We start from the raw sequence: 23,042 nt of genomic DNA, 5'->3' as shown, positions 1-23,042 counted from the left end.
CCTCGTGAACCATGCAGTACAGCCGGCCCTCGACGCCCTGCGCGACGCCCGCGCCGAGGCCACCCGCACCCTGACCGACCTGATCCGGATTCCCAGTGTCGGCGGTACCGCCGCCGAAAGCGAGATCGTCCACCACGTCGCCGCCCTCCTGCGCGCCGAAGGTGTCGACTGCGACCTCTGGCCCGTGCCGGTCGCCGAGCTGGCCGCCCGCGCCGACTTCCCCGGCATGGAGGTCGAGCGCGCCGAGGCCTGGGGCCTGGTCGCCCGCATCCCCGGCACCGACCCCGGCGCCCGGTCCCTGATGTTCAACGGTCACCTGGACGTGGTACCCCCCGGCGACCCCGGCACCTGGACGAGCTCCCCGTGGTCGGGCGACATCCGCGACGGCCACGCCTACGGCCGCGGCGCCTGCGACATGAAGGGCGGCTTCGTCGCGGCCCTCCAGGCACTCCTGGCCCTGCACCGCACCGGCACCCGCCCGCGCGGCGACCTGCTGCTGGCCGCGGTGATCGGCGAGGAGGACGGCGGCCTGGGCACGTACGCCACCCTCGACCGCGGCTGGCGGGCCGACGCCTGCGTGATCACCGAGCCCACGGCGCTGGACGTGCTGGCCGCGAACGGCGGCGCGCTGACCTTCCGCCTGCGCGTGCCCGGCCTGGCCGCACACGCCTGCGCGCGGACCTCCGGGGTGAGCGCGGTCGAGAAGTTCCAGCTGATCTTCCCGGTGCTGCGCGCCCTGGAGGCGAACCGCAACCGCGCGGTCGACCCGATGATGCGCCGCTGGGACATCGCCTACCCGCTCGAGGTCGGCACGGTCCGGGCCGGCGACTGGGCCTCGACGGTGCCCGACCTCCTGGTGGCCGAGGGCCGCTTCGGCGTCGCCCTGGACGAACCCGTGGAGACCGCCCGCACCGAGTTCGAGCGCACTGTGGCCGAGGCCTGCGCCGGGGATCCGTGGCTCAAGGAGCACCCGGTGACGGTCGAGTGGTGGGGCGGCCAGTTCGCGTCCGGCCGCTGCCCCGACGGTACTGACCTCGTCCAGCGGGTGGTGCGGACCCATGAGCGGATCACGGGCCGGGCACCGGCGGTGGTGGGCGCCCCGTACGGCTCCGACCTGCGCCTTCTCACCGGAGCGGGCGTCCCCGCGGTGCAGTTCGGCCCCGGCGTCGGCTACGGCCACTGCCCCGACGAACGGGTCTCCCTGGACCAGGTCAACGCCTGCGCCGAGACTCTCGTGCACCTAGCGCTTGCGGAGGGTGACGCACCGTAGTTCAATATTCGAGGGTCGTCAGCCATTGACCGGCAGCTGTTAGGACAGTTAACTAAAACGCGGACCGGCCATCCGATCGGTTGATTGCATATATCGATGGTCTTCATATAGTGATGGGTATGACTGGCTTACCGTTACGCGAACCGACGTTCCTGGTCCTGACCGCCCTGGCCGCCGAGTCACAACACGGCTACAGCATCCTGGACGACGTAAGGCGCATATCGGAGGGGCGGGTACGCCTGCAGGCCGGCACCCTGTACGGCATCCTGGACCGCCTGCGGGCCGACGGCTTGATCGAGGTGGACCGCGAAGAGGTGGTCGCGTCCCGGCTGCGGCGCTACTACCGCCTGACCGGAATCGGCCGGGATCTGCTCAGCGCCGAGACGGTCCGGCTGCACCGGAACGCCGCGGCCGCCGACAAACGGCTTCACCTGTCGACCGGCGGAGCCGCCGCGTAATGCATCCGCTCGCGGACCGCCCCGCCGTTCCCGGCGGGGCTCCGCCCGTTTGCGAAGACCCCGGGCGTTACGCCGACATGGCGCTTGAAATGGCGGTGCAGATGCGCCTGGTCGTGAAAGCCGACCTCGGCCGCGACATCGGCCGGCTTCAATCCAGTAAGTAATAGCGCGCGGGCCCGCTCAATGCGCCGGCTCAGGATGTACCGGTGCGGGGGCAGCCCGAACGCGGCGCCGAAACTGCGGACCAGGTGCCCCGGATGGCTACCCAGCAGTAGCCCGGCTTCCTGCAGCGTGATGCCCGTCGCCAGCCGCGAGTCCAGCAGCTGGCGCAGTTCGTCGGCGACGCGCCGGGGCGGCGCCGAATCCTCCCGGAAATGCCGGTCCAGATGCTGCCGGAGCCGGTCCTGAATCAGCGCCAACCGGCTTTCGGCCTCGAACTCCTCCCCCGGCCGGTCGAGCACCAGATGCAGTTGGTCGATCCGCCGCCGCAGTACCGGATCGCGCATGTCGGGCTCGTCGACGGCGGCCCCCGCGAGGCCCGGCGCCAATACCGAGGAATCGAGGTACAACACCCGCTTGTGGAACCCGGAATGCGTGGCCGCCCGGCCGTCGTGCGGCACGAAAGGCGGCAGCAGCGTCACGGTGGACCCGGCGACGGCCCCGGTGATGGCGGTCCAGGTCGAACTGGATCGCCCCGGAATCCACGATGAGCAGCGTCCACGCGTCGTGGACGTGCACCGGGTACGCGTGCTCGACGAAGTGCGCGTGAAAGACCTCGGCGACCCCCGGCACCCGAGGCCGCCAGGCCGTGACGGCCTCCATGTGAACAACGTACAAGTCACCGGGCCCGGAGATGTCCAGGCTGTCACCATGACCTTTCCCACCAAGATCGCCGTCCTGCTCCGCGACGACCTGCCGGCCTGGCAGGCGCTGAACGTCACGGCCTTCGTCGTCTCGGGCGTGGCGGGCACCGACCCCGGCCTGCTGGGCGAGGACTACGAGGACGCCGACGGCACGAAGTACCTGCCGATGCTGGGCCAGCCGGTCCTGGTCTTCGCGGGCGACGGGACGGTCCTCAAGGCCGCCCACGCCCGGGCCGTGGAGCGGGGCGTGGCCTGCGCGATCTTCACCCAGGACCTCTTCGCGACCGGCAACGACGAGGACAACCGGGCCGCGGTGCGCAAGGTGGCCCGGGCCGACCTGCACCTGGCCGGGCTCGCGGTACACGGCCCGAAGAACGCCGTCGACCGCATCGTCAAGGGCGCAAGACTGCACGGCTGAGGTGTCCTTCCGGGCCGGGCGCCGTTCGTCCTTAGGGTGGATGACGACTCGCGAAGGAGCAGACCATGCCGATGTACGCCGCGTTCACCTACACCGCCGACGTCGACTGGAGCCACCCCGACCAGGCCGCGGAGATGCTCGAGTACAACGCGTTCGCCAAGGCCGCGGCCACGGTGATCAAGGGCGGCCACGCGCTGTACCCGACCGCCACCGCCACCACCGTGCGCGTCCAGGGCGGCAAGGGCGGCGACGTGCTGGCCACCGACGGGCCGTACGCGGAGACGAAGGAGGCCCTGACCGGCTTCTACCTGCTCGACTGCGCCGACCTCGACGAGGCCGTGGCGGTCGCGGCCCGGATGCCGGCCGCGTGGAACGGCGCGGTCGAGATCCGGCCGGTGATCGTCTTCAACCGGTAGTGGACGAGCTCGCCCGGATCGTGCGGGACGAGGGCGCGGTCGTGCTGGCCGCCCTCGTCCGCGGTACCGGCCGCCTCGACCTCGCCGAGGACGCCACCCAGGACGCCCTGGAGAAGGCGCTGCTCACCTGGCCCGCGGCCGGCATTCCGGACAACCCCCGGGCCTGGCTCATCGTGGCCGCGCGGCGCCGCGCGATCGACATCATGCGCCGCGAGGCCCTGCGCCCGGTCAAGGAGGCGTCCTTCGAGATCGACGTCGCCGAGAACACCGACCTGCTCAGCCTGATCTTCATGTGCTGCCACCCGGCCCTGGCCGTCGAGGCGCAGGTCGTGCTCGCCCTGCGGACCCTGGGCGGCCTGTCGACGGCGGACGTGGCCCGGGCGCTGCTCGTGCCCGAGGCGACCGTGGCCAAGCGCCTGACCAGGGCCAAGCAGAAGATCCAACAGGCGCGGATACCGTACCGTGTCCCGCCCGGCGCCGAGCTGCCCGCGCGGCTGCACGGGGTCGCGGCGACGGTGTACCTGATCTTCAACGAGGGGTACACGAACGGCGCCCCGCTGCTGGTCGGCGAGGCGATCCGGCTGGCCCGGCTGCTGGCCCGGCTCATGCCCGACGAGCCGGCGGCGCTCGGCCTGCTCGCGCTGCTGCTGTTGCAGGACTCCCGCCGCGACGCCCGGCTCTCCCCCGCCGGCGACCCGGTGCTGCTCGCCGACCAGGACCGCTCGCGCTGGGACCGGGCCGCGATCCGCGAGGGCGTGACCGTGCTCGGCACCGCCCTGCGCCGAAGTCCGGACCGGCCCGACCGCTACGCCGTGCAGGCCGCGATCGCCGCCTGCCACGCGCTCTCCCCGTCGTACGACCGGACCGGGTGGGGCGCGGTGATCTCCTGGTACGACGTGCTGCTCACCGTCCACGACACCCCCGTCGCGCGGCTCAACCGGGCGGCGGCGGTCGCCGAACGCGACGGGCCCGCGGCGGCGCTGCCCCTGGTCGAGGCGATCACCGCCCTCGGGTCGTACCCGTGGTGGCACGCGACCCGCGCCGAGCTGCTCCTGCGCCTGGGCCGCCCGGCCGAGGCCCGGGCCGCCTTCGACGCCGCGCTGGCGCTCGACCTCGCCCCGCCGGCGCGCGCCCATCTGGAGTCGCGGCGGTTGCTCACATCAACCTGATTTCAGCGGTACGTCAGCACCGTTGACCATCGTGCCCTCATGGACACGACTCCCCTGCTCCTCCAGTTACCGCCCGGGGCCGCGCCGGACTCGATCGTCGAGCGGCTGCCCGTGCACGACCTGCTCAACCGGCTCCCGCCGCGCCGGCGGGCCGTGCTCGTGCTGCGGTACGTCTGCGACCTGTCGATCGAGCAGACCGCGCGGGCGCTCGGCTGCAGTACCGGCACCGTGAAGAGCCAGTCCGCGCGCGCCCTGGCCACGCTGCGCACGCACGCCGCACGGGCCGGGCTCTGAGTTTTTTGTCGTACCCGGATGTCAGGATGCGGGCATGTACTTCGTGGAGCGTGGGGCCGGGGTCGATGTGCTGGCGGTGCACGGGTGGACGCCGGACCATCGGCTGATGCTCGGCTGTCTGGAGCCCGTGTTCGAGCGGGTGCCCGGCTATCGGCGGCTGTATCCGGACCTTCCGGGCATGGGGCGCACCCCGGCGCCGCCGGGCGTCGACTCCTCCGACGACGTGCTGGCCGCGCTCGACCGGTTCGTCGACGAGCGGATCGGGTCGGCGCCGTTCCTGCTCATCGGGGAGTCCTACGGCGGCTACATGGCCCGGGCGCTGGCGCGGCTCCGGCCGTCGCAGGTGCTGGGGCTGGCCCTCATCTGCCCGATCGGGACGGCGGTGGAGCACGCCGAGCGGACCGTGCCCGCGCACGTGACGCTGCGGGCCGAGCCCGGCCTGGAGTCCGCCGACCCGGACTTCCTGGAGATGGCGGTGGTGCGCACCGCCGCCACGCTGGAGCACTACCGGGCCGACGTGCAGCCCGGGGTGGAGGCGGCCGATCTCGGCGCCATGGCCCGGATCCGGCAGCGGTGGGTGCTGTCGACGCCGCCGGAGTCGGGTCCGCCGTTCGAGCGGCCGTCGCTGATCCTCACCGGCCGGCAGGACAGCTCCACCGGGTTCGCCGACCAGTATCCGTTGCTCGAGCACTACCCCCGGGCCACGTTCGCGGTGCTCGACCTGGCCGGGCACAACCTGCAGTTCGAGCAGCCCGTGCTGTTCGGGGCGCTGCTGGCCGAGTGGCTCGAGCGGGTGGGCGCCGTGTAGCGCGCCGATGGGTTTGCGACTGCCACCGCCGGGCACGGGCAGGCGGTGGATCGCTCCTCTCCCGGCCGGTGGCGGGCGATCAGCGTCGTGCTGGTCGCCGGGTTCATGACGCTGCTCGATGTCAGCATCGTCAACGTCGCGCTGCCCTCCATCAAGCAGAGCCTCGCGCTGAGCGCGGGCGGCCTGCAGTGGGTGCTGTCCGGCTACGCGCTGACGTTCGGGCTGCTGCTCGTGCCGGCCGGGCGGTTCGGCGACGCGCGCGGGCGGCGCAACGTGTTCATCGCCGGGCTGGCCGCCTTCACGCTGGCCAGCGCGGCCGCCGGGCTGGCCACCGGGGCGCTCTTCCTCATCGTCGCCCGGCTGGTGCAGGGCGCCGCGGCCGGCGTGGTCAACCCGCAGGTCTCCGGGCTCATCCAGCAGCTCTTCGCGCCGGCCGAGCGGGGGCGGCCGTTCGGGCTGCTCGGGGCCACGATCGGGGTGTCGACCGCGGTCGGGCCGCTGCTCGGCGGGCTGCTGATCCAGTTCTTCGGGGCGGCCGAGGGGTGGCGGTGGATCTTCTACATCAACCTGCCGATCGGGATCATCGCGATCGTGCTGGCGGCGCGCTGGATTCCGGCCCGGCCCGCTTCGCCGGCGCCCTCGTCGCCGGCGCGGGAGCCGCTCGATCCGGTCGGGGTGCTGCTGCTCGGGGCCGGGGTCGTGCTGTTGCTGCTGCCGCTGGTCGAGGAGCGGGAGTGGGCCGGCTCCGCCAAGTGGCTGCTGGTCGTGGCCGCGCTCGGGGTGCTGGCGGGGTTCGTCGCCTGGGAGTACCGCTTCGCGCGGCGGGGCACCGCCCTCGTCGACCTGTCGCTGTTCCGGGTGCGCTCGTACGGGCTCGGCGCGCTCGTGGGCCTGTTCTACTTCGGCGGGTTCACCTCCATCTTCTTCACGTACACGCTGCTGCTGCAGAGCGGGCTGCACTACTCGGCGCTGGAGGCGGGGCTCGCCATCACGCCGTTCGCGCTCGGATCGGCGATCGCCGCGGCCGTCGGGGGGCGGACGGTGAACCGGCTCGGGCGCCCGCTCGTCGTCGCGGGCCTGGTCCTCGTCGGCGCCGGCCTGGGCGCCACGGTCCTGGCCCTGCACCTCGTGCCCGGCCACGGCGCCGGCTTCGCCACCGCGCTGCCGCTGCTGGTCGCGGGCATCGGCAGCGGGTTCGTGATCAGCCCCAACCAGACGCTGACCCTGGCCGAGGTCCCGGTCGAGCGAGCGGGCAGCGCGGCCGCGGTGCTGCAGACCGGCCAGCGCATCGGCACCGCGATCGGGATCGCGGCGGTCGGGGCCGTGTTCTTCAACCGCCTCGCCCACCACGGCGGCAACTGGAACCTGGCGTTCCAGGCCTCGCTGCTGGTGACGATCGGCTTCGTCGCGGTCGCCTTGGCCGCCGCCACGACAGACGTACTCGCCGCGCGCCGCAAATCGGCTTCCTCGTGACCGCGCGCCGCCCCGCGGCTTCCCCGTGACCGCGCGCCGCGAATCGACCTCCCGTCACCGCGCGCCGACTCGCCCGCTTCCTCACGACCGCACGCCGCCTCGCCCGCCTCCTCATGACCGCACGCCGCCTCGCCGCGGCACCGTCGCCGCGATGGTGCGCGAATCGGCCACCTCGTGACCGCGCGCCGCGAATCGGCTTCGTCGGCGGGATCGTCCTCGGCGGCCGGGCGTCAGGCGGCGACGTCCGGCTCGGGGCGCCGGTCGTGGGGCTCGTCGCGGTCCTCGTCGCGCGGGACGGGGGCCGGAGCGCGGACGGCGGCGGCGCTCGCGGCCACCAGCAGGGCCAGCAGCGCGGGCAGGGCCAGGGCCACCGGCAGCGGCACCGCCTGCGTGGCCGCGCCGATCAGGACCGGGCCCGCCAGGAAGCCGGCGTAGCCCATGCTCACCGCGACCGACAACGCCCGCGCCGGCTGGCCCGGGTTGCGCGCGGTCGCGGCCGAGAAGACCTGCGGCGCCACGCACGACAGGCCGGCGCCCAGCCCGGCGAAGCCCACCACGCCGGCGTACCGGTCGTCGACCAGCAGCGCCGCGCCCAGCCCGGCCGCCGCGACCAGGCCGCCGAGGCGGACCAGGCGCACGGGCCCGAGCAGCACCGTGAGGCGGTCGCCGACCAGGCGGCCGGCGGTCATGGCGATCGCGAAGGCCGCGTACCCGGCGGCCGCGAAGCCGGCGGTGCCCCCCAGGTTGTCGCGCAGGTACACGGCGCTCCAGTCGGCCGCGGCCCCCTCGCCGACCAGGGCGCAGAAGGCGAGCGCGCCCAGCAGGTAGACCCCGTCGAGGCGGCCGGTGGGCGCGGCGGCGGTCTCGGGCGCCGGGGGCTCGGGGGCGATCCAGCGCAGCGCCCAGGCCGCGAGGACCACGGTGAGCGCGCCGACCAGCAGGAACGTGCCGCGCGGGGACCAGCCCAGGTGCGCGCACAGCCCGCCGAGGGCCGCCCCGGCGAAGCCGCCGATGCTGTAGACGGCGTGGAACGAGGAGATGATCGGCCGGCCGTACGCGCGCTGCAGCCCCAGCGCGTTGGCGTTCATCGACACGTTGAGGATGCCGTGGTTGACGCCGAACACGAGCAGCGCGACGGTGAGCAACGCGAGCGACGGCGCGTACGCGGCCGGCAGGAGCAGCACCCCCTCAAGCAGCGCCGTCGGGCCGGCGACCCGCACGCTGCCGAAGCGGTCCACGAGCCGCCCCGCGCCGAGCTGCCCCGCGATCGCGCCGGCGGCCAGCCCGAGCAGCGCGACGCTGAGCCGCCAGTCGTCCAGCCCGAGGCCGTGCTTGATCGCGGGTACCCGGGCCGTCCACGCCCCGAGGGCCCCGCCGAAGAGCAGGAACAGCAGACACCCGGCGACCCGGGCACGGCGCAGCCGAACCGACATCAGCGCACGCTACCCCGCCGGGAGCACCGGCGCAGCACTTAAATACGAGTCGCGAAAAAAGCGACACGGCCAATCCGGGCGCCGGACCACCGGATCGTCGGGGCGGCCCTCAGCGGCGCCGGGCGATGGCCAGCAGGTCGCGGGCCGGGCCGGTGAGCTGGCGTCCCGCGGGCCAGACGGCGTGCAGGCGCCGCTGCAGCGGCACGTCCGCCGCCGGTACCGCCACCAGCGTCCCCGCCGCGAGCTCGGCCACGATCGCGAGGGAGCTGACCACCCCCGGCGCGTTGCCCGCCGCGACCGCGTGCTTGATGGCCGTCGTCGACGACAGCTCCAGCAGCGGCGCGGGCGCGGCCGCGGGCAGGGCCGCCTCCAGCGCGCCCCGCGTTCCCGAGCCGGCCTCCCGCGACACCGGCGGCGCCGCGGGCAGGGCCGCCTCCAGCGCGCCCCGCGTCCCCGAGCCGGCCTCCCGCGACACCGGCGGCGCCGCGGCCAGAGCCGCCTCCAGCGCGCCCCGCGTCCCCGAGCCGGCCTCCCGCGACACCAGCGGCGTCGCGGCCAGCTCGGCGGCGGTGATCCCGCGCCGCCGCCGCGCCCACGGATGCCCCGGCGCCACGATCACCGTGAGCCGGTCGGCCCCGACGGGAGCGGCGTCGAGCCCGGCCGGCACCGCCGGCGCCTCGACGAAGCCGAGGTCCGCCTCCCCGGCCAGGACCCGCGCCGCCACGTCCGCCGAGTTCAGCGCCCGCAGCGTCACCGACAGCCCGGGGCTGCCGGCGTGCAGCGCGACGAGCCAGGCCGGCAGCAGGTACTCGGCGACCGTCTGGCTCGCCGCGACGGTCAGCCGGCTGTGCCGCGACGCGCGCAGGGCCGCGATCCCGGCCGCGAGCGCGTCGGCGGCGTCGACCGCCACCCGCGCCCAGTCGGCGATGAGCGCGCCGGTCTCGGTCAGCGACGAGCCCCGTGGCCCGCGGTCGAGCAGCGTCACGCCGAGGCGCCGCTCCAGCTGCCGCAGCCGGGCGCTGGCGGCCGGCTGGGACATTCCGTGTGCGACCGCGGCGCGCCCGACGGAGCCGAGGCGGGCCACCGACAGCAGCAGGTCGAAGCTGGTCAGGTCGGTCACCGTGGGCGGCAGAGGCATAACCGGAGACTATGACCTCACAAGCACGGGACGGCTACCGGACCCCGGCCGCGACCGGCAGATTCGATCGCATGGACAGAGGACCGTTGCGGCCGGGCGATTTCAGTGCGGTCATGGGTACCGGCATCGTCGCCAACGCCGCCGTGGCGCTCCCCGGGCACGTGCCGGGGCTGCGCGCGGCCGCGGCCGTCGTGTGGGTGCTGGCGTCCGCGCTGCTGGTCCGGGCCGTCGCCGGCGCGGTCGGGCGGCGGATCGACCCGGCGACCGCGCCGGTGCTGGGCGCGCTGCCGATGGCCGCCATGACCGTCGGCGCGGGGACGCTGCTGTTCACGCCGCTGCCCGCGGTCGCCCTCGCGCTGTGGCTGACGGGCACGGTGCTCGGCCTCGTGACCGCCGTCGCCGTGCCGCTGCTGCTGACCGCCCGCCGCGACGCCGTCGTCACCGGCGCGTGGCTGATGCCGGTGGTGCCCCCGATGGTGTCCGCGGCCACCGGAGCGCCGCTCATTGCCCATCTTCCGGCGGCGGTACGCCCCGATGCCCTGCTGTGCTGCTACGCGCTCTTCGGCGTCAGCCTCTTCGCGGCCGTCGCGATCATCGCCCAGCTCTGGGGCCGCCTGCTGCACCACGGCCCGGGCGAGCCGGCGACGGTGCCCACGCTGTGGATCGTCCTCGGTCCGCTCGGCCAGTCGGTGACCGCCGCGCACGCGCTCGCCGGGGCCGCCCGGGACGTCCTGGCGCCCGAGTACGCCCGCGGCACCGAGGTGTTCGCGCTGCTCTACGGCGTGCCCACGCTCGGCTTCGCGCTGCTGTGGCTCGCCTTCGCCGCGGCCGTGACCCTGCGCACCGCCCGCGGCGACGGGGGCCTGCCGTTCACGCCGGCCTGGTGGGCGTTCACGTTCCCGGTCGGCACCTGCGTCACGGGCGCGGCCGGCCTGGCCGTCCAGACCGGCTCGCCCATGCTCGAAACCCTGGCGGTCGCGCTCTACGTGCTGCTGGTGGCCGCCTGGGGAACGGTCGCCGCGCGGACGTTCGTCCGGCGGCGGCCGCGGCTCAGCGCTGTCCCGAGCGCCACGGGCCGGTGATGCCGACGCGCTGCCCGGTCGCGGTGTCGTGGTTCCGGTCGCCGGTGACGGCCAGCATCTGCAGCTGGCCGCCCGCGGCGAGGCGGCCCGGCCGGCGTGGGTCGAGCGGGGCCGGGTCAACGGCTGATCAAGCCGCTGGCCTGGGGCGCAACATGATCGATTGATGATTGCCTGTGCCTCTGCACACAGATCGAACCAGTTTGTCCGCTTCTCTCCCGGCAATCCGAAAGGGGTAACCGAACACAACGAGGAGGATCAATGAACAAGCCCCGGATCCGGACCGCTCTCGGAGCAGTGACGCTCGTCATCGCGATGATCGCACTCTCCCTGGTCGGGTCGCCCGCCGCGAACGCGGCGCCCGCTCAGGCCCAAAACGCGGTGGGCACGCTCACCTCCACGGTGACCGGAACCTTCACGGACGCGCAGGGTGGCGCGGGCACGTTCAACGGCACGTTCACCCCGTCGCAGTTCAGCGACGCCGGTGACCACGTCAACGCCACCGGCGTGCTCGCCGGGCAGCTGACGGACTCGACCGGCGCCGTGCAGAACGTCTCGCAGCCCCAGACGTTCGCGGTCAACGACATCAACCCGGCCGTCGGGTGCCAGGTTCTCGACCTGAACCTCGCCCCGCTGGACCTCGACCTGCTCGGCCTCGTCGTGCACCTCGACCGCGTGCACCTGAACATCACCGCGGTCCCGGGCGCCGGCAACCTGCTGGGCAATCTGGTCTGCGGCATCGCCGGCCTGCTCGACGGCGTCGGCGTCTTCGCCCAGATCTCGCAGCTGCTCAACCAGATCCTGGCTCTGCTGGGCCTGCTCGGCCTGTAAACCGGGCTCCGGGACGGGGCGTGGCCTTCGCGGCCGCGCCCCGTCCGGCTGTGCTCAGATCCGGCCCTGCAGCCGCAGGCGCAGGGCCCGCAGCACGACGCCCGGCTTGGCCAGGGCGGCCGGGTGCTGCTCCATCGCCGTCACGCTGTTGAGGCGCCGGCAGGTCGGCTCGTCGGTCATTGACGCGCGCAGCAGCAGATCACTCGCCCAGCGGATCATCCGGTACCCCCGCGGCTGCCCCGCCGTGATGTGCGGCAGACCCAGGTCGGCGAAGGTCGACACCTGCCACGCGGCGTCGACGATGACGCGGACCTTGTCGAAGTAGGGCCGCGCGGGCGTCGTGGTGACGTCGGGCCCGGTCTGCAGCCAGGCCGACAGGCACGACGCGTGCAGCGCCGCCGACGTCATCCCCTGCCCGTACACGGGGTTGAACGACGCCACCGCGTCCCCGGCCGCGACCAGCCCCGCGGGCAGCCGCTCCAGCGTGTGGAAGTCCCGGCGGCGGCTGTCGGCCTGGTGGTACGTGATGACCCCGCCGATCATCCGCCCGCGCTCGGCGATGTCGCCGAACATCGACGGGAAGTACTTGCGGCAGCGCTCGGCGTACTCCTCGGCGTCGCGGGACGGGCGGTCCTCGTCGTACCCGGCGACGAGCATGAGCCAGCGGTCGTTCTCGACCGAGAGCACCCCGCCGATCCGCGGGATCCGGCCGGCCCCTGGCGTCTCCTGGGTGATGACGACCCAGGTGTCGCTCACCGACTCGTCGCGCTCGAACAGCGCCGAGGCGTAGTTGAGCTTGATGGGCATCCGCTGCATCGGCGCCCGCGGCCAGCCGTGCTCCTCCAGCCAGTCGTTGAGCCGGCTCGAGCGCCCCATCGCGTCGACGACGAGGTCGGCCGCGATCTCCTGCGGCTCCTCGGCCCCATCGGGCACGTACCGCACGCCGCGCACCGCGGACTCGGTGAAGACCAGGTTCTCGGCCCGGCCGTACACCATCGTCACGTTCGGCAGTTCCAGCACGCGGCGGCGCACCTGCGACTCCAGGAACGGCCGCGTGGTGATGAGGATCGGGCGCGTCGGCGGCGGGTCGGCCACCTCGCGGAGCTGGTTGTTGATGTACACCCGGCCGTCGCTGCGCCCGTAGTCCGGGGCGCCGGCCGCGACCGCGCCCTCGCTGAAGCCGGGGAACCAGCGGTCCAGCTGCGTCTGACCGGCCGGCAGCAGCGCGTGGACCTGGGTGCCCTGCGGTACGCCGGGGCGAGGTCCCTCGACCTCGGTCGGGTCGCGTTCGACGATGAGCACCCGCTCGGCGTGGTCGCTCAGGACCCGGGCCGCCATCAGGCCGGCCACGCTGCCGCCGAGGACCACCGCCTGTTTCATCAGGACGCGCGGCGGACCCGGCGGCTCAGGGGTGCTGATCTGGGAGAACTGCTGTGATGCTGACGGTGCCATGTTGTTGATGTTAAATGTTTCACTGCGTGGGTGATCAATGGAGTCGTACTCCCGCCGCCTCCGCCGCGGGCCCTGGACGAGAATGCGTCAATGCGCTTTGGCATCCTGGGGCCGCTGGAGGTCCTCGACGACGACGGAACCGTCGTCCCGGTCGGGGGGCCCAAGCCGCGGGCGCTGCTCGTCCGGCTCCTGCTCGAAGCCGGGCACGTCGTGCCCGCCGAGCGGCTCGGCTCCGAGAGCCCCAACGCGCTGCAGGCCCAGGTCTCCCGGCTCCGCAAGGTGCTGCCCGTCGAGTTCGCCGGCGGCGGGTACCGCATCGCCGTCGACGCCGACGACGTCGACGCGCACCGGTTCGGCCGGCTCGCGCGGGAGGGGCGGCAGCGGCTCGCTGCCGGGGACGGCCGGGGCGCCGCGGTCGTGCTCCGGGAGGCGCTCGCCCTCTGGCGCGGGGCCGCCCTCGCCGACCTGGCCGACGGGGCGCCGGCGGTGCCGCTGGAGGAGGCCCGGCTCGCGGCCGTCGAGGACCTCGTCGAGGCCGAGCTCGGGCTGGCCGAGGGGACGCCGGTCGGGCCGTTGCGCGGCCTCGTGGCCGAGCACCCGTTCCGGGAGCGGCTGCGCGCCCAGCTGATGCGGGCCCTGCACGCCGCCGGCCGCACCGCCGAGGCGCTCGAGGTGTTCGACGAGGGGCGGCGGCTGCTCGCCGAGGAGCTCGGGACCGATCCTTCGGCCGAGCTCAGTGCGGTACACCTGCGGCTGTTGCGGCCCGAACCGTCGGCTCCGGTCCGACGGGGGCCGCCCGCGCCGATCACCCGGATCGTCGGGCGGAGCGCGGAGCTGGACCGGCTCGCCGGGTCGCGGGACGCCCGGCTGGTCACGCTGGTCGGGCCCGGCGGCGCGGGCAAGACCCGGCTCGCCGTCGAGGCCGCGCGGCGCGACCCCCGGGAGGCCTGCTTCGCGGACCTTTCGGCGGCGCCGGCCCCGCTCGCGGTCGCGGCCGCGCTCGGACTGCGCGACGGCGGGCTGGCCCCGAGCGCCGCCCCGGACCCCGTCGAGCTCATCGCCGGCGCCCTGGCCGGGCAGGAGCTGCTGCTCGTGCTCGACAACTGCGAACAGGCCCTCGACGCCACCGCGGCCCTCGTGCGGGAGCTGCTCGCCGCCTGCCCGCGCCTCGCCGTCCTCGCCACCAGCCGGGAGCCGCTGGGGCTCACCGGGGAGGTCCTCGTGCCGGTCGGGCCGCTCCCTGCCGGCCTCGCCGCCGCGCTGTTCGCCGAGCGGGCCGCGGCCGTGCGCCCGGGCTTCACGGTCGACGCCGGCAACGCCGCGGCCGTGGCCGGGATCTGCTCGCTCGTCGACGGGCTGCCGCTCGCCATCGAGCTGGCCGCCGCCCGGCTCCGCCAGCTCGACGTCGGCGAGCTGGCCGCCCGGCTCGCGCAGCACGAGCACTTCGCGCTGCTCTCCCGCGGCGACCGCACCGCCGCCGACCGGCACCGCACGCTGCACGCCGTCGTGGACTGGAGCTGGCGGCTGCTCGGCGACGAGGAGCGCACGGCCGCGGCCCGGCTCTCCGTGTTCGCCGGCGGCGCCACCCGCCCGGCGGCCGTCGCGGTCTGCGGCGTCGACGAGGCCGTGCTGGCCGATCTCGCCGACCGGTCGCTGCTCGTGGCGAGCGGCGGGCGGTACCGGATGCTCGAAACGATCCTGCTCTTCTGCCGGGACCGGCTCGCCCCGCCGGAGCGGGAGCGGCTGGAGCGCGCCCACGCCGAGCACTTCCTCGCGCTCGCCCGGGAGGCCGACCCCCACCTGCGCCGGGCCGAGCAGCTCACCTGGCTCGCCACGCTCGGCGCCGACCACGAGAACCTCATGGCCGCGCTGCGCCGGTCCGCGGCCGCCGACCGGGCCACCGCCATGCGGCTCGTCGCCGCGCTGGCCGCGTACTGGTGGCTGGCGGGCCGGCGCCGGGAGGTCACGCCGATCGCGGCGGCGCTGCTGGACGGGCCGATCGAGGGGCTCGAGGAGGAGTACGTCAGCTGCGTCGTGCATGCCGAGGCCCTCGCGTCGCCGGCGCATCGGGAGCGCGCCGGGGAGGTGATGGCGGCGCTGGATCGGCCGCTGCGGTACCCGTTCGGGGCCGCGGTGTGGGGGATGGTGCGGGTGCCGGGGGCCGGGCCCGAACCGTCGCCGGTGATCCTCACCGGCGATCCGTGGAACCGGGCGCTGCAGGACCTCGGCATGGCGCTGCTCGACGTCCTCGGCGGGCACCCCGACGAGGCCGGGCTGCTCGATGTGCTGGCCCAGTTCCGCGCGCTCGGCGAGCGCTGGGGCATGGCGCAGGGCCTCGACTGGCTCGCGCACGTCGCCTCCTGGCACGGCGACCACGCCCTCGCGCACGAGCGGTGGGCGGCGGCGCTGACCGCCCTCGACGAGCTCGGCGCCGTGCAGGAGGCGGCCGACGTGCTGTGCCGCCGCGGCCACGACCACGTCCGCCAGGGCGACCTGGCCGCGGCCGAGGCCGATTTCCGCCGCGCCACCGGGTCGCCGGCCGCCGAACTCGGGCTGGCCGAGGTGGCCCGGCACCGCGGCGACCTCTCCGCGGCCGCCGTGTACCTTCGCCGCGCGCTGGACGAGACGCGGCCGGGAAACCCGGGCACCGTGTACATCCGCGGCAGCATCCTGACCGCCCACGCCCGCCTGGCCGAGGCCGGGGACCGCCTCGCCGACGCCGCCCGGATGCACGAGGAGGCGTGGTCGGCCGCCCAGCTGGCGCCGTTCGCGGCGAACCTGGCCGACGTGATCGAGGGCCGGGCCGGCCACGCGGCGCTGACGGGCGCCGCGGCGGAGGCGGCGCGCCTGCTGGGGCGCGCGGCGGCCCTGCGCGGCACCGCGGTGGCGTCGGACCCGGACGTGGCCCGCACCGCCGTGGCCGCGACCGAGGCGTTGGGCGCCGACGGGTTCGCTCGCGCCTACGCCGATGGGCTCAGGGCTGCTCAATGAACTGGTAGTCGGCGGCGATGCGTCCGTCCGGGTCGAGCAGCAGCACCTCCAGGCCCACGCCCGCGACGTCGCCGCCGGCCGTGGGCACCATCTCCCAGCGGAACTTCACCACGTCGCGCAGCCGCTCGCCGTCGCCGCGGGCCCGGAACGCGAACGCGCCCGGCGCGACGAACTCCTCGTAGGCGCGGGTCACCCGCCGCTCCAGCGCCTCGTGGCCGCGGGCCTCCAGCACGGGCCGGTCGAAGCCGAGGCCCGCGGCGACCGCGCGCAGCTCGGCCGGGGGCTGCAGCACGTGTACCGCATCGCGCGCCCACAGCTCGCGCACGGCCTCCCGGCGGCGGTGCGGGTCGGGCTCGTTCCACAGTGCGACGTACCGGTCGATGATGTCCATGCCGACGACCCTGCGGCGCCCGGTGCGGCGCGGCAATTCCCCGCAGGGTATCGCCGGGCGGCCCCGGACCGGTTAGAAACGGAGCATGGAGACGTTCGGCGGGGCGCTGCGGGAGTGGCGTACCCGGCGCCGGGTCAGCCAGCTGGAGCTCGCGGTGCGCGCCGGCACCACCCAGCGGCACCTCAGCTTCCTGGAGAGCGGCCGCTCGGCCCCGGGCCGGGGCATGGTCATCCGGCTCGCGGAGTCGCTGGAGGTGCCGATCCGGGAGCGCAACGACCTGCTGCTCGCGGCCGGGTTCGCGCCGGCGTACGCCCGCAGCCCCCTCGACGGCCCGGAGCTCGCCCCGGTCCGCGCCGCCCTGGAGCACGTGCTGCGCGGCCACCTGCCGTACCCGGCCGTGGTCGTCGACCGCCACGGCGACCTCGTGTCCGGCAACGCCGCCTTCCGCGCCCTGACCCGCGGCGCCGACCCGGCCCTGCTCACCCCGCCGGTGAGCGTCCCGCGCCTCCTGCTGCACCCAGGCGGCCTCGCCCCGCGCATCGTCAACCTCGACGAGTGGGCCTGGCACGTCGTCGACCGCGTCCGCGCCGAGGCCGTGCGCAACCCCGACGAGCGCCTGCGCACCCTGGCCACCGAGCTCGCCGCCCTGGCCCCACCGCGACCCCCGGCGCCCGGGCCGCGGCATCTCGGTTTCGCGGTACCGCTGCGCCTGCGCCACGGCCACGGCGAGCTGCGCCTCATCACGACGCTGACCCACTTCGGCACCGCCGTGGACGTGACAATCGCCGAGCTGCGCCTGGAGGCGTTCCTGCCCGCCGACGCCCCCACGGCCGCGGCCCTGGCGGGCCTGGCCGAATAGCTACCGCGCTGCTTCCAGCAGCGCGATCGTGGACTGGTGCCCACCGGCGGCGGCCCACTCCGCCGCGGTGTAGCCCTCGCCGCGGTCCTCGCGCCGGCCCGCGTCGGCGCCACCGTCCAGCAGAGCCCGCACGGCGTCGTCGTGACCCCAGCACGCGGCCCCGCACAGCGGCAGGCCCTCCTCGCCGGTACCGCTCTCCGCATTCGGATCGGCCCCGGCGGCGACGAGCACGCGCACGTTGTCGGCGCGCCCCTGAACGCCGGCCCGGTAGAGCGGCGTGCTGCCGTGCCGGTCGGGAAGCCCGGGATCGGCCCCGGCGCGCAGCAGCGCACCGACCTGACGAGCATCCCCCCACGCCACGACACTCATGAGACGGTCCTGCAACTTCTTACGCCGACGTCGATTCATTGCGCCCACCCTATCGCGCAGCGAGCCAGGGACACTGTCAGCGGACTGGTCGTGAACTGTCAGGGCTCGGCGCGACCGTCGACGGCATGAAGCACACCACGGTTCTCATCTCCGGCGCCAGCATCGCCGGGCCCGCGCTCGCGTTCTGGCTCGCTCGGTACGGCTGCGACGTCACCGTCGTCGAGCGGGCGCCCGCGCTCCGGCCCGGGGGGCAGGCGGTCGACTTCAAGGGGGCTACGCACCGCACGGTGCTCGAGCGCATGGGGCTGCTCGACGACGTGCTGGCGCGGCAGACCGGCGGGCACGACCAGACGATCGTCGACGCGAACGGCAAGGCGCTCGCGGTCATTCCCGGCGAGTTCACCGGCGGCGAGATCGAGATCACCCGCGGGGACCTGTCCGCGCTGCTGTACGACAAGACGGCCGCGCGGTGCGAGTACGTCTTCGGCGACTCCGTCACGTCGCTGACCGAGGTCGGCGAGAAGGTACACGTCACGTTCGCCAGCGGCGCGCCGCGCACGTTCGACATCGTCGTCGGGGCCGACGGCATCCACTCCAACGTGCGGCGGCTCGCGTTCGGGCCCGAGGCGGACTACGTCAAGTTTCTCGGGCACTACTACGCGCTCGTCGGGCTGCCCGACGACGGCGACGCCGTGATGTACAACGAGCCGGGCCGGATGGTCGCGTTCGGCGGGCCCAAGTCGCCCGCGTTCCTCGTGTTCCGGTCGCCGGAGCTGCGGTACGACCGCTATGACCCCGAGGCCGCGAAGGCGATCATCCGGACGGCGTACCGCGGCGGGAAATGGCGCATCCCCGAGCTGCTCGATGGGCTCGACGGCGCCGACGACGTGTACCTGGACTCGATCAGCCGGTCCGAGGTGCCGGCGTACGCGAAGGGGCGCGTCGTGCTCCTCGGCGACGCCGCGTACGGCAACACCCTCGGCGGCTTCGGCACCGGGCTGGCGGTCGTCGGCGCGTACGTGCTCGCCGGCGAGCTCAAGGCCGCGGGCGGGGACCACCGGGCGGCGTTCGCGGCCTACGAGGCGGCGTTCCGGGGGTACGCGAAGGTGTCGAAGCAGGGCAGCGCCGGGCCGTTCCTGGCGCCGGGGAGCCGGAGCCGGATCGCGCTGCGCAACTGGATGTTCCGCTCGTCGTGGCTGCTCGGGCTCATGCTGAAGATGACGGACAAGTTCGCGACCGGCATCGACCTGAAGCGGTACTGACCACTTTCGGGGCCGGCGCGGGTCAGTACCGGCATGCAGACACTTGGACAGACCGCCGTGGTGACCGGCGGCACGCGCGGGCTCGGGCTGGGCATCGCGGAGGCGCTCGCGAAGGCCGGGTACGACACCGTCACCATCGCCCGCGGGCCGGGCGCCGACATCGTCGCCGACGCGGCCGGGCCGGGGCTCGCCGAGCGCGTCATCGCCGAGCGGGCGCCGTCGGTGCTGGTGCTCAACGCGGGGGTGCTGCCCGACCCGCGGCCGGTGCACGAGCAGACGTGGGAGTCGTTCTCGACGCCGTGGGAGGTCGATGTGCGCCAGGCGTTCGAGTGGACCCGGGCCGCGCTGCGGGCCCCGCTGGCGCCCGGCGGCGTCGTCGTGCTCATGTCGAGCGGGGCGGCGCTGGGCGGGTCGCCGCGCAGCGGGGGCTACGCGGGGGCGAAGGCGATGGTGCGCTTCGTGGCGCGGTACGCCGACGACGAGGCCGCCCGGCTCGGCCTCGGCCTCCGGTTCGTGGCGCTGCTGCCGGGCCTGTCCCCCGGCACCGGCGTCGGCGACGTGGGCGCGGCCGCCTACGCGGCGCGGGAGGGCATCACCGTGGCGGCCTTCCGGGAGCGGCTCGGCGCGGTGGTGACCCCGGAGGTCGCCGGCGCGGCCGTGCTCGAGGTTCTGGCCGACCCGGCCGCGGCGGCGGGCGCCTACTCGGTGTCGGCCGCGGGGCTGACGAAGATCGAGTAACCTCGGCGGCCATGACGGGGACCCCTCGGTGACCACATTCCGGCGGGTCCGGTGTCAGCATGGTCGTGATGAGTCTTCTGTCCCGGGCCCAGGCGGGCGACGACAAGGCGTTCGGCGAGCTGGTCGAGCCGTTCCGGCGGGAGTTGTACGTCCACTGCTACCGCATGCTCGGCTCCGTCCAGGACGCCGAGGACGTGCTGCAGGAGACGCTGACCGCGGCGTGGCGGGGCCTCGGCTCGTTCGCCGGGCGGGCCTCCGTGCGCACGTGGCTGTACCGGATCGCGACCAACCGCTGCCTGAACTGGCTGCGGGACGGGCAACGCCGGCCGCGCCCGGAGCCCGGGTTCGGCCCCGGCGACGACGTGCCGGCGCCGACCCGCACCGTGGAGCCGATCTGGCTGCAGCCCATCCCCGACGCGCTGCTGGAGGGGCTGCCCGACGACACGCCGGGGCCCGAGGCGCGGTACGAGCGCCGCGAGGCGGTGTCGCTCGCCTTCGTCACCGCCGTGCAGTACCTGCCGCCGCGGCAGCGGGCCGTGCTGCTGCTGCGCGACGTGCTCGGCTACCGCGCGGCCGAGGCCGCCGGGATGCTGGACCTGACCGAGGACGCGGCAAACGCCCTGCTCAAGCGCGCCCGCGCGGCCGAGCTGCCGCGGGCTGGGGCGGCCCCGCCGTCGCCGCGCCAGGTCGCCGCCGCGTCCCGCTTCGCCGACGCCATGCAGGACGGCGACGTGGACGCGATGGTCGGCCTGCTCACCGACGACGCATGGCTGACGATGCCGCCGGCGCCGCTGGAGTACCAGGGCCGCGCGGCGATCGGCGCGTTCATCCGGCACGTGGGCCTGCTCGACGGCCGGCGCCGGTACCGCCTCGTCCCGGCCGGGGCGCACTGGCAGCCGGCGTTCGGCTGCTACGTCTCCGACGACGGCGACCCGGTCGGGCACGCGCTGGGCATCCTGGTCCTGACGATGGAGGGCGAGCGCGTGTCCGTCTTCACCCGCTTCATCGACAACACCGTGCTGCCGTACTTCGGCCTGCCCCGCCGCCTCTGACCAGATGAGGCCCGGAGGTGGTGCGGTCCGTGAAGGCCGCAAGCCAAACGAACCCGGCCCCTACGCCCCCGGACGGCGACCGACGTGTGGGAGGGGGCCTGGGTGGAGCGGAGCTCCCCCGGTGGGGAGCGAAGCGCGAAGAACAGGGTCCGTGCGCCGGCCTTCGGCGGTGACCGGCGCACGGACGTCTTTCACCCGTTGTACACGCGCAGCTCCGAGACCTGCCCGGCCGGCCAGCCGGTGTTGGCGGTGAAGGTCAGCCGCAGGTAGCGGGTGGTCACCGCGGACGGGAAGGTGATGGTGACCGTGTTGCCGGTGGCGGGATTGAAGGTGTACCCGGCCGAGCCCACGATCGTCGAGAAGCTCCCGCCGTCGGTGCTGCCGCTCACCGACAGCGTCTGGGTGCGCGTCGCCCACGACGACTGGGGCGGCAGGGTCAGCACGACCCGGCGGGTGGCGACCGCGCTGCCCAGGTCGACCTGGAGCCACTGCGGCCAGGCGTTGTTCACGCTCTCCCAGTAGGTGCCGGTGTTGCCGTCGACCGCGTTGCCGCTGCCGTACACCTGGGTGTGGCTGCTCTCCGCCGTCGGGCGGCCCGCGGCCAGGTTCGTGGTGTTGTTCGGCGGGGCCGCGGTCGTCGCGGTGACCGCGTTCGAGGCGCCGGAGGCGTTACCGGCCGCGTCGAAGGCGGCGACGGTGAAGGTGTACGCCGTCGAGGCGGTCAGGCCCGTCGCGGTGAAGGCCAGCGTGGTGGTGGTACCGATGACCGTGCCGCCCCGGCTGACGCGGTAGCCGGCGACGCCGACGTTGTCGGTGGCGGCGTTCCAGGCGAGCGCCGCCGTCGTGTCCGTGGTGCCCGTGACGCGCAGGCTGCCGGGGACCGACGGCGCGGTCTGGTCCGGCCCGGTCGGGAACGGAACCGTGAACCGCGTCGCGGTCAGCGCGACCTGGCCCTTGAGCATCCGGCCACCGTCGCTGGTGAGTCGCAGGTAGTAGTCCGACGAGCACGGCGTGCCGTCCTCGTCGAGGGCCCGCATGCCGGAGTTGGTGGGCTGCCAGGCCGCGCTCTCGGCGGTCTTGGCGATCTGGTTGCCCTCGTTGAACTCGTCGAACATGGAGATGTACACGCTCTTCACGCCCGCGCGGGTGTGGTTGTAGAACTGCCGCCACATGAGCTCGCCGTGGTGGCGGTGCCCGGCCGCGAGGTCGCCGGGGATGACGCACGGCTGGTAGTCGATGCCGCGGCCGTCGAGGTCGGCGAGGTCGGGCAGCACGCGGTTCTGGTAGAACCAGTCAGCGCCGGCGTTGTCGCTGATCCGGCCGACCATCCACGGCGAGACCATGTCGAAGGCGTGGTACACGTCGAGGTACCCGGCGCGCGAGTCGTCGGTGCCGAGCCGCCAGTGCGTCGGTACCCCGCCGATGACGTAGCAGCCCTGGCCCTTGAACCAGTTGATGACGTCGAGGCACGCGGCCGGGGCGAACGGGCGGCCGTCGTCGTTGAAGCCGAAGCCCCAGATGCACACGACGGGCTTGCCGTTCTGGCGGGCGTACGCGGGCGAGGCGGTGTGCGCGGACATCTTGCTCGTCCAGTCGGTCTTGATCTCGCCCTGCATGTTCAGCCACCACGTGACGTCGTACATGATGTAGAACTTGCGGCCGTACGCCTCCGCCGCCTGGCGTACCTTCTGGGCCATCGCGTCGCGGGTCGCGCCCTCGCCGCCGTTGGGGTTGAAGCGCTGCAGGCCCGCGGTGTCGCAGCCGTTCTGCTGCATCCAGCGGAAGTGCGTGTCGACGGTCTGCTGGTCGTAGGAGGAGAAGAGGTTCGCCGGCTGGCCGTTGCCGAGGTTGGCGAAGTTGGTGCGGTACCCCTTCGTGAAGTCGCGCAGGTCGGGCCAGCAGGTGATCGAGCACGCGCCCGGGGCCGGGGCCTGCGACCAGTTCGGGCTGTAGTGCCACCAGCCGTTGATCGGGGCGCCGTCGCCGGGGCAGGCGAACCAGCCCTGGTAGCCGACGGTGACCTTGCCGACCACGTCGCCGGGCGGGCTCACGGCCTGCGCCTCGGTGGCGATCGGCAGCGCGCCGGCGGCGGCCCCGGCGAGCGATGTGGCGATGACGGCGCGGCGGGAAACTCCCATGTGGACTCCTCGGGTGTCACCCCGGGACACGGCGGAGGGCGGCTCGTGTCGGGGCAGGGCGGAAAACGGGCCTGGGCGGGGCCCGTTCACCGGCACTGAGCAGCTCACGCGGGTGGGGACGCGCGGTTGGCGGCGCTGAC

At 74.5% G+C, this 23,042-nt stretch carries 22 protein-coding genes; 15 read left to right on the top strand and 7 right to left on the bottom strand.

Going from position 1 to position 23,042, the window contains the following annotated elements:
- The first annotated feature begins 4 nt into the window (after nt 1-4).
- Together ACPPVO_RS12815 and ACPPVO_RS12810 are read left to right on the top strand one after the other, a co-directional pair.
- The gene (locus ACPPVO_RS12815) at nt 5-1,270 is read left to right on the top strand and encodes an ArgE/DapE family deacylase (protein ID WP_426511416.1); all 1,266 of its coding nucleotides are present in this window, start codon (nt 5-7) and stop codon (nt 1,268-1,270) included.
- A gap of 119 nt (nt 1,271-1,389) precedes the next feature.
- Nucleotides 1,390-1,728 (top strand): PadR family transcriptional regulator, encoded by a 339-nt coding sequence (locus tag ACPPVO_RS12810; RefSeq protein WP_360377538.1) that lies wholly within the window; start codon nt 1,390-1,392, stop codon nt 1,726-1,728.
- Here the strand turns inward: ACPPVO_RS12810 and ACPPVO_RS12805 are convergent.
- On the bottom strand, nt 1,698-2,369 hold the full coding sequence (locus tag ACPPVO_RS12805) for an AraC family transcriptional regulator (RefSeq protein ID WP_426511415.1): 672 nt from the start codon (nt 2,367-2,369) through the stop codon (nt 1,698-1,700). The two genes, ACPPVO_RS12810 and ACPPVO_RS12805, sit on opposite strands and share 31 nt — an antisense overlap.
- Nucleotides 2,370-2,598: 229 nt before the next feature.
- On the opposite strand from ACPPVO_RS12805, the gene ACPPVO_RS12800 reads away from it, so the two are divergent.
- From ACPPVO_RS12800 to ACPPVO_RS12775, 6 genes are all read left to right on the top strand, one after another.
- Nucleotides 2,599-3,009: a DUF2000 family protein gene (locus tag ACPPVO_RS12800; protein WP_426511414.1), complete on the top strand. Its 411-nt coding sequence runs from the start codon at nt 2,599-2,601 to the stop codon at nt 3,007-3,009.
- Between the two features lie 65 nt (nt 3,010-3,074).
- Nucleotides 3,075-3,425: a YciI family protein gene (locus tag ACPPVO_RS12795; RefSeq protein ID WP_426511413.1), complete on the top strand. Its 351-nt coding sequence runs from the start codon at nt 3,075-3,077 to the stop codon at nt 3,423-3,425.
- Complete coding sequence (locus tag ACPPVO_RS12790) at nt 3,425-4,594, top strand: RNA polymerase sigma factor (protein ID WP_426511412.1); 1,170 nt, start codon at nt 3,425-3,427, stop codon at nt 4,592-4,594. The genes ACPPVO_RS12795 and ACPPVO_RS12790 overlap by 1 nt, the downstream gene beginning before the upstream one ends.
- Nucleotides 4,595-4,633: 39 nt before the next feature.
- Nucleotides 4,634-4,888, top strand: a complete 255-nt coding sequence (locus ACPPVO_RS12785) for a sigma-70 family RNA polymerase sigma factor (protein WP_426511411.1) — start codon at nt 4,634-4,636, stop codon at nt 4,886-4,888.
- A gap of 34 nt (nt 4,889-4,922) precedes the next feature.
- Nucleotides 4,923-5,696 (top strand): alpha/beta fold hydrolase, encoded by a 774-nt coding sequence (locus tag ACPPVO_RS12780; protein WP_426511410.1) that lies wholly within the window; start codon nt 4,923-4,925, stop codon nt 5,694-5,696.
- A 78-nt stretch (nt 5,697-5,774) separates the two neighbouring features.
- Complete coding sequence (locus ACPPVO_RS12775; RefSeq protein WP_426514618.1) at nt 5,775-7,169, top strand: MFS transporter; 1,395 nt, start codon at nt 5,775-5,777, stop codon at nt 7,167-7,169.
- A gap of 230 nt (nt 7,170-7,399) precedes the next feature.
- Here ACPPVO_RS12775 and ACPPVO_RS12770 read toward each other — a convergent pair whose 3' ends face one another.
- Together ACPPVO_RS12770 and ACPPVO_RS12765 are read right to left on the bottom strand one after the other, a co-directional pair.
- Complete coding sequence (locus tag ACPPVO_RS12770; RefSeq protein WP_426511409.1) at nt 7,400-8,602, bottom strand: MFS transporter; 1,203 nt, start codon at nt 8,600-8,602, stop codon at nt 7,400-7,402.
- A gap of 109 nt (nt 8,603-8,711) precedes the next feature.
- Nucleotides 8,712-9,740, bottom strand: coding sequence for a LysR substrate-binding domain-containing protein (locus ACPPVO_RS12765; RefSeq protein WP_426511408.1), 1,029 nt, complete (start codon nt 9,738-9,740; stop codon nt 8,712-8,714).
- 113 nt (nt 9,741-9,853) lie between these two features.
- On the opposite strand from ACPPVO_RS12765, the gene ACPPVO_RS12760 reads away from it, so the two are divergent.
- Nucleotides 9,854-10,822, top strand: a complete 969-nt coding sequence (locus ACPPVO_RS12760) for a C4-dicarboxylate ABC transporter (protein ID WP_426511407.1) — start codon at nt 9,854-9,856, stop codon at nt 10,820-10,822.
- A gap of 258 nt (nt 10,823-11,080) precedes the next feature.
- Nucleotides 11,081-11,650 (top strand): hypothetical protein, encoded by a 570-nt coding sequence (locus ACPPVO_RS12755; RefSeq protein ID WP_426511406.1) that lies wholly within the window; start codon nt 11,081-11,083, stop codon nt 11,648-11,650.
- 54 nt (nt 11,651-11,704) lie between these two features.
- On the opposite strand, the gene ACPPVO_RS12750 is transcribed toward ACPPVO_RS12755, so the two are convergent.
- Nucleotides 11,705-13,102 carry an FAD-dependent oxidoreductase gene (locus ACPPVO_RS12750; protein ID WP_426511405.1) on the bottom strand — a complete coding sequence of 466 codons (1,398 nt, stop codon included), beginning with the start codon at nt 13,100-13,102 and terminating at the stop codon, nt 11,705-11,707.
- 90 nt (nt 13,103-13,192) lie between these two features.
- On the opposite strand from ACPPVO_RS12750, the gene ACPPVO_RS12745 reads away from it, so the two are divergent.
- Nucleotides 13,193-16,093, top strand: coding sequence for a BTAD domain-containing putative transcriptional regulator (locus tag ACPPVO_RS12745; protein WP_426511404.1), 2,901 nt, complete (start codon nt 13,193-13,195; stop codon nt 16,091-16,093).
- Here the strand turns inward: ACPPVO_RS12745 and ACPPVO_RS12740 are convergent.
- Nucleotides 16,077-16,484, bottom strand: a complete 408-nt coding sequence (locus ACPPVO_RS12740) for a hypothetical protein (protein WP_426511403.1) — start codon at nt 16,482-16,484, stop codon at nt 16,077-16,079. The genes ACPPVO_RS12745 and ACPPVO_RS12740 overlap by 17 nt on opposite strands.
- An 85-nt stretch (nt 16,485-16,569) precedes the next feature.
- Between ACPPVO_RS12740 and ACPPVO_RS12735 the strand changes: the two genes are divergently transcribed.
- Nucleotides 16,570-17,343, top strand: a complete 774-nt coding sequence (locus tag ACPPVO_RS12735) for a helix-turn-helix domain-containing protein (protein WP_426511402.1) — start codon at nt 16,570-16,572, stop codon at nt 17,341-17,343.
- Here ACPPVO_RS12735 and ACPPVO_RS12730 read toward each other — a convergent pair whose 3' ends face one another.
- On the bottom strand, nt 17,344-17,712 hold the full coding sequence (locus tag ACPPVO_RS12730; protein ID WP_426511401.1) for an ankyrin repeat domain-containing protein: 369 nt from the start codon (nt 17,710-17,712) through the stop codon (nt 17,344-17,346).
- Nucleotides 17,713-17,837: 125 nt separating this feature from the next.
- Between ACPPVO_RS12730 and ACPPVO_RS12725 the strand changes: the two genes are divergently transcribed.
- The 3 genes from ACPPVO_RS12725 (at nt 17,838) to ACPPVO_RS12715 (ending at nt 20,764) form a co-directional block, all read left to right on the top strand.
- On the top strand, nt 17,838-18,974 hold the full coding sequence (locus tag ACPPVO_RS12725; protein WP_426511400.1) for an FAD-dependent monooxygenase: 1,137 nt from the start codon (nt 17,838-17,840) through the stop codon (nt 18,972-18,974).
- A 33-nt stretch (nt 18,975-19,007) separates the two neighbouring features.
- Nucleotides 19,008-19,712, top strand: coding sequence for an SDR family oxidoreductase (locus tag ACPPVO_RS12720; RefSeq protein ID WP_426511399.1), 705 nt, complete (start codon nt 19,008-19,010; stop codon nt 19,710-19,712).
- A 68-nt stretch (nt 19,713-19,780) separates the two neighbouring features.
- Complete coding sequence (locus ACPPVO_RS12715) at nt 19,781-20,764, top strand: RNA polymerase subunit sigma-70 (protein ID WP_426511398.1); 984 nt, start codon at nt 19,781-19,783, stop codon at nt 20,762-20,764.
- 191 nt (nt 20,765-20,955) lie between these two features.
- Here ACPPVO_RS12715 and ACPPVO_RS12710 read toward each other — a convergent pair whose 3' ends face one another.
- Nucleotides 20,956-22,902 carry a discoidin domain-containing protein gene (locus ACPPVO_RS12710; protein WP_426511397.1) on the bottom strand — a complete coding sequence of 649 codons (1,947 nt, stop codon included), beginning with the start codon at nt 22,900-22,902 and terminating at the stop codon, nt 20,956-20,958.
- Nucleotides 22,903-23,042: the final 140 nt, after the last annotated feature.

Origin of the sequence: Dactylosporangium sp. McL0621 (assembly GCF_049995355.1) — a bacterium.
Lineage (GTDB): Bacteria > Actinomycetota > Actinomycetes > Mycobacteriales > Micromonosporaceae > Dactylosporangium.
This window is presented reverse-complemented; position numbering and strand designations above follow the sequence as displayed.